The sequence below is a fragment of the Acinetobacter sp. 228 genome (genome assembly GCF_048147885.1).
Genome location: NZ_JAYWYV010000556.1, coordinates 1 through 1069 on the forward strand (window position 1 = coordinate 1; position 1069 = coordinate 1069).

The following is a 1069-nucleotide window of genomic DNA, read 5'->3' on the forward strand; positions in this document are numbered from 1 at the left end:
GGCGATGATAGTAATGAATACTCATCCAGCCTAAAAAAGGTAATGCCAGAGCAGAAGAACCGAGTTGAAGAAGGCGATGTAATGGATAAGGGCGGCCAAACAAGTGAACAGTTTGCGATAAAAAGTCTTGAAATATAAAAGTTCTAAAGTCTGAGTGGGTAAGCCCATCCCAAATGAGATGTGTTGCTATACCAATGAGTAGAGCAATTATGATTCCAATAAAAAAGCTAAAAAAATGTCTAAAAGAATCTAGTTTTAAATCGTGTTGGATACCAAAAAAACGGTAAACCACAGGTCGGTAAAGTAAATACCAAATGGCACAGAATAATAGCCCTAGTGCAAGATTAGGGTAGAAAAGCCCCTTCCATTGATGAGTCAGCATACCTGATTGCATTGTAAATAAGCGGTAAAGATCGTGCGTCATACTGCCAATTGCTAAGGCGGCAATGGGTAACGTATTTCGGCTCAATTTAGCAAGTGGAGGGGCGATAACTGCATGGGAGATTGTAAAAGGCATTAGAAAAGAAAGCTTCTCACATCATCAAAAACTTGAGTCTATCGAAACATGTCATTAGCGAATGTTTTTTATTGCAAAACAACTGAAATGTTATAATATAACAAAACAAAAGTCGTACGATTAGAGACTCACCTCATGTTGTTCTATAAAAATATTTTGACCTTATCCATTTTGTCTGCCATATCCATACCTGTATTTGCAGCAGAAAATGAAAATGTTGAGAAGTTAGAAACTATCCGCATTAAGGCACACCCCCTTGAGCAAACTTCAAAAGATTTTGCAGTCGCAGATACTGTAGTTGACCAAAAGCATTTGACTGAAGGGGCTGCCACTATTGGGGATGCGCTCAATAGTGAGGTGGGGATTTATGCGAATCAGTTTGGGGCTGGTTCAAGTCGCCCAGTGATCCGTGGCCAAGATGGACCACGTGTTAAAGTTCTTCAAAATTCATCTGAAAATGTGGATGTCTCAACTTTGTCTCCTGATCATGCTGTAACAGTAGATCCAGTTCTCGCAAAACAAGTTGAAGTGATTCGTGGACCCTCTACTTTA

General features: G+C 39.7%; 2 protein-coding genes. One reads left to right on the plus strand and one right to left on the minus strand.

Features of this window, described 5'->3' with window-relative positions:
- A partial coding sequence (locus tag VXQ92_RS20755) for a DUF4184 family protein (protein ID WP_416683043.1) occupies nt 1-517 on the minus strand: 517 nt, incomplete at its 3' end.
- A gap of 135 nt (nt 518-652) precedes the next feature.
- Between VXQ92_RS20755 and VXQ92_RS20760 the strand changes: the two genes are divergently transcribed.
- The coding region (locus VXQ92_RS20760) for a TonB-dependent receptor plug domain-containing protein (protein WP_416683044.1) at nt 653-1069 on the plus strand (417 nt) is incomplete at its 3' end.